Source organism: Streptomyces sp. URMC 123 (assembly GCF_051386515.1).
Taxonomy (GTDB): Bacteria; Actinomycetota; Actinomycetes; order Streptomycetales; family Streptomycetaceae; genus Streptomyces.
Map to the genome: position 1 here is coordinate 1 of NZ_JBPQTV010000442.1, position 4,303 is coordinate 4,303.

Genomic DNA, 4,303 nt, shown 5'->3' on the forward strand with positions numbered 1-4,303 from the left:
CGCTGCTGCTCGGCGCCCTGCTGCTCGGCGGGCTTCCGGCCGCCGTCCGTGCCCTTGTCGCCGCTCCCGGTTCCGCCCGGTGCCGCGGAGCCGCTCTTGTCCTGCCCGCCGGGGGTGGACTTCGCCGTGTCCTCGGCGCCCGGCAGCCCGCCGAGCAGCAGGGCGCCGAGCAGCAGCGTCACCACGCCGACGGCCGCGTAGACCGCCGCCCGCCGGATGCGGCGCCAGTCGCGGGGCGGCGTCGGCGGCTCGCCCCGGCGCGAGGACCGCGACGACGGCCCGCCCGGGGTGACGAAGGCGAGGTTCTCGCGGGTGCGGTCGGCGCCGTCCTCGTCGGCCAGCCGGACGCGGATCTCCAGCGCCTCCTCCAGGAGTTCCCGGGCCCGCCCGGAGTTGTCCTCGAAGTAGGCGAGCGTGCCCTTCTGGTGGAGGAAGTAGGACTCCGAGACGGTGTCCCCCAGCTGGCGCGCCGCCTCGACGCCCTGGTCCAGGGCGTTCGCCCAGGTGTCCCAGTACCCCTGGGCGAACAGCACCGGCTCCCCGGCCCGTACGACCTGGATCACGGCCTGCCACTCGCGGCGCCCGGCCGCGTACCCCAGCAGGCCCACCACCGCCTCCAGCGCCGAGTGGGCCTCCTCCCCGCGCAGTTCGGGGGAGGCCAGCCACTCCGTCAGGCCGCGCACCGAGGAGCCCAGGGAGAAGTACTGGAAGAGCAACTGCCGGTATGTGCCGCCCTTGCACACCGGCAGTCCGAAGCGGTCGTCCGGGTGCTCGACCAGGCCCTTGTGGAAGAGCCCTTCGAGCTTCTCCCCGGCGAAGGCGATGCCGGCCATGACGCCGGCGAGGTCGGGCGGGATCAGCGCCCCGGCGAGGAACGCGGTCACCGCCAGCACCCGCCGCTCGTCCACGGTGAGCGCGTCGACGCTGAGCCGGTCGAGCTCGCCGGGGTCGCGGGTGGCCACGGCGGCGAGGGTGGCGAGGGAGTGCTCGCCCGAGCGGACGAGGGCCGCGGCCTGCCGGATGCGCAGCGGCTGCCCGCCGATCGCGGCGACCAGCTCCCGGGCGGCGTCCAGCTCGCCCTCCGGGATCAGCCGGCCCAGCTCCCGGGAGAGCAGGGACACCCCGGCGGAGCGGGCGAGGCCGGCGAGGTCGTGGACCGCGCCGCCGTCGGCGAGCACCGGTTCGGCGGAGCCGAGGACCAGCCCGCAGCCCGGCATGATCCGCCGGAGGTACTCCAGCTGGCCCTGGGTGAGGGCGACGTCGTCGAGCGCGACGATCGCGGTGGCGCCGCCCAGGACCTGGGCGCACTCCTGGGCGGTCAGCCGGACGGCGCCCTCGACGGTGTAGAGCTCGGTGACGAGGCGCTGCAGCAGGTCGGCCGCGCCGAAGCCGCCGAGCTTGAGGTAGGCGTGCGCCACCGAGGGGTCGTGTTCGGCGCCGAGCGCCACGATATGTCGGAGCAGGGTGGTCTTCCCGTAGCCGCAGTCGGCGTGGAAGTTCACCGGGCGGCGGTCCCCGATCGCGGCGTGCGCGAGGGCCACCGCGTCCTGACGCCCCATCAGAAATGGCGGTAGCAGGCCGACTTCGCGCGGGGCGCCGATGGGGCCCTCGGCGGTGGTCCGCGGCGCGGCCCGCGCTATTCGGGCCCCGAGGGCACCGTGGAAGGTGAGGGTGTGTCTCCCGCAGACGACGGTGCTCATGGCTCACTCCGTTTCCCGAGGCGCGGCGCGGGCGGGAGCCGGCGCCCAGGCGGTCCGGGGGCCCGGCGGGCGGGTGCGCGGTACGGCTGGGAACGCGGCGTCGAACGCCGGGGCGGCGCGGGTCGATGGCGATGCGAAGGCGGTCTCGTGGCGGCGATGGAATCGTGGCGGGGGAGGGCTCGTGGCGGGGGGCCAGGACGGCGAAGGGCTCGTCGTGGGGGAGCGGCTCGTCGTGGTGACCGTCACGCTCCGGGAAGTCCTCCCTTGTCCCTTGGCATATTCCTCCGGGGCGGGCGGGAAGCATAAGGGCGCGCGCCAGGGCGCATCCGGGCCATGCGCTGGTGCGCGCCCGTGGTGAGGCCTCCGAGCGCGCGCCGGAGCGTGCCATCGGCGCTCGCCTCGGCCATCGCGCCCCCGGCCCCCTGTTCGCCCCGCCGGTCGCGCCCCCGACCCCCTGTTCGTCCGGTCGGTCACCCCTCCGCGCACCGGGCTCCCGCCCGCTCGCCCCGTCCGGTTGCGCTCCAGTGGTCAACATCTCGTTGCCCCGGGGCTGCGGATACGCTGGTGTCCCGCGCGGCGGACTGCTCGACAGTTCGAATCCGCGGCCTTGCCTTGCCCGACGCGAGAAGCTAGCCAGTGTGGACGCAGTGAACGATCTCGACCGACAGTGTTCGGCACCCCTCGGACCGATCGGGGTGCGGTCATGCTGAACGATCTCGACGAGCGCATCGTCCACGCCCTCGCCGAGGACGCCCGCCGCAGCTACGCCGACATCGGCTCCGAGGTCGGTCTGTCCGCGCCCGCCGTGAAGCGGCGCGTGGACCGGCTCCGCGCCGAGGGCGCCATCACCGGCTTCACCGTGCGCGTGGACCCGGCGGCGCTCGGCTGGGAGACCGAGGGCTTCATCGAGATCTACTGCCGCCGGAACACCTCGCCCGAGGCCATCCACCGCGGCCTGTCCCGCTACCCCGAGGTGGCGTCCGCCTCCACCGTGACCGGCGAGGCGGACGCCCTCGTGCAGATCTTCGCCTCCGACATGCGGCACTTCGAGCGGGTGCTCGAACGCATCGCGGGCGAGCCGTTCGTGGAGCGGACCAAGTCCGTGCTGGTCCTCTCCCCGCTGCTGCGCCGCTACACCTCCGGCTCGCCCGCCTGAGAACCCGGTTCTGGGGCTGGCTCTCGGGTCCGCCACCCGGTAGCCGTGCGCGGCGGCCGTGGCGAAGGCGTCCACCACCTCACCGCGCGCCGCCCCGGCCGCCCTCAGCGCCTCGGCGACCGAGCCGCCCCGCCCGGTCAGCTCCGAGAACCGCACCGACAGCGCGCACGGCCTGCCGGCGTCCGCCATGGACACGCCCGGTCGACCAGGCCCTCGCCGAGCTCGGGCTCGCCCGCCGGGTCGTGGGGGCGGTGCCCACCTTCTCGGCGTCGCTGCTGATGGTGCTGGGCAGCGACTGCGTGGCCTCGCGCCCGAGCGGATGGGCGGCGCCGCGGTGCGCGCCCTGGTACGGGAGGGTGGCCCGCGACGCGGCGGAGGCGTCGGCCCGGGACGCGGCGGGGGTGCCGGAAGGGATCACGGGCCCCCACGCAACGAATCGCCGGATCGGGCCCTGATCACGCAACGGATCGTTCATCGCTGCGCAACGGACGCCGCTTGTACCGCCACCCGCCCGGATCGTACGGTCAATGCGTCCCGTCGAACTCCCGCCCGAACAGTCCGTGAGGTCCCATGGCGCCGCTGCGCATCGCGCTCCACCAAGGCCCCGGCGGCGTTCCCCGGTCCACCGACGACAGCCTCGCCGCCCTGGCGGACGCCGCGCACCGCGCCGCCGCCTCCGGCGCCCGGCTGCTGCTCACCGCCGAGCTGTATCTGACCGGCTACGCCCTGGGTGACGCACTGCCCGAGCACGCCGAGCCGGCCGACGGCCCCGGCGCCCGCGCCATCGCGGCGATCGCCGCCGAGCACGGCCTCGCCATCGCCTACGGCTACCCCGAGCGCGACGGCGAGCGGATCTTCAACTCCGTCCAGCTGATCGACTCCGACGGCACGCGGCTCGCCAACTACCGCAAGGCGCACCTGTTCGGCGAGTACGAGAACGCCCACTTCACCCCGGGCGACGAGCCGGTCGTCCAGGCCGAGCTCGACGGCGTCCGGATCGGCATGCTGATCTGCTACGACGTCGAGTTCCCGGAGGCCGTGCGGGCCCACGCGCTGGCCGGCACCGAGCTGCTGCTCGTGCCCACCGCGCTGATGCGCCCGTACGAGATCGTGGCGCAGACCCTGGTGCCCGCCCGTGCCTGGGAGAGCCAGCTCTACATCGCCTACGCCAACCGCACCGGCCCCGAGGGCGACTTCCACTTCGCCGGGCTGAGCTGCCTGGCCGCGCCCGACGGCACCGCCAGGGCCCGCGCCGGCACCGGCCCCGACCTGGTGGTCGGCGACGCCGACCCGCGCCTCCTCACGGCATCCCGTGCGGAGAACACCTATCTGGGTGATCGGCGCCCCGAGCTCTACCGCTCGCTCGCCACCGCCCCGGCCGACTGAGCGCCCCGGTCGACCGGCCACCCCGGCCACCCCCGTCGGCACCGCCGCCGACCACCCCGAG

The 4,303-nt window shown here is 75.1% G+C and carries 3 protein-coding genes; 2 read left to right on the top strand and 1 reads right to left on the bottom strand.

The window, feature by feature from the left end; all coding sequences use genetic code 11:
• A partial coding sequence (locus tag ACSNOD_RS28955) for an ATP-binding protein (RefSeq protein ID WP_436770037.1) occupies nucleotides 1-1,700 on the bottom strand: 1,700 nt, incomplete at its 3' end.
• A 703-nt stretch (nucleotides 1,701-2,403) separates the two neighbouring features.
• On the opposite strand from ACSNOD_RS28955, the gene ACSNOD_RS28960 reads away from it, so the two are divergent.
• Nucleotides 2,404-2,856, top strand: coding sequence for an Lrp/AsnC family transcriptional regulator (locus tag ACSNOD_RS28960; RefSeq protein WP_436770038.1), 453 nt, complete (start codon nucleotides 2,404-2,406; stop codon nucleotides 2,854-2,856).
• Between the two features lie 570 nt (nucleotides 2,857-3,426).
• Nucleotides 3,427-4,242 (top strand): carbon-nitrogen hydrolase family protein, encoded by an 816-nt coding sequence (locus ACSNOD_RS28965; protein WP_436770039.1) that lies wholly within the window; start codon nucleotides 3,427-3,429, stop codon nucleotides 4,240-4,242.
• Nucleotides 4,243-4,303 lie beyond the last annotated feature (61 nt).

Excerpts from the sequence above, each read along its gene's own strand:
- ACSNOD_RS28960 (WP_436770038.1), top strand. The coding sequence starts at position 2,404 with ATGCTGAACGATCTCGACGAGCGCATCGTCCACGCCCTCGCCGAGGAC.
- ACSNOD_RS28965 (WP_436770039.1), top strand. The coding sequence starts at position 3,427 with ATGGCGCCGCTGCGCATCGCGCTCCACCAAGGCCCCGGCGGCGTTCCC.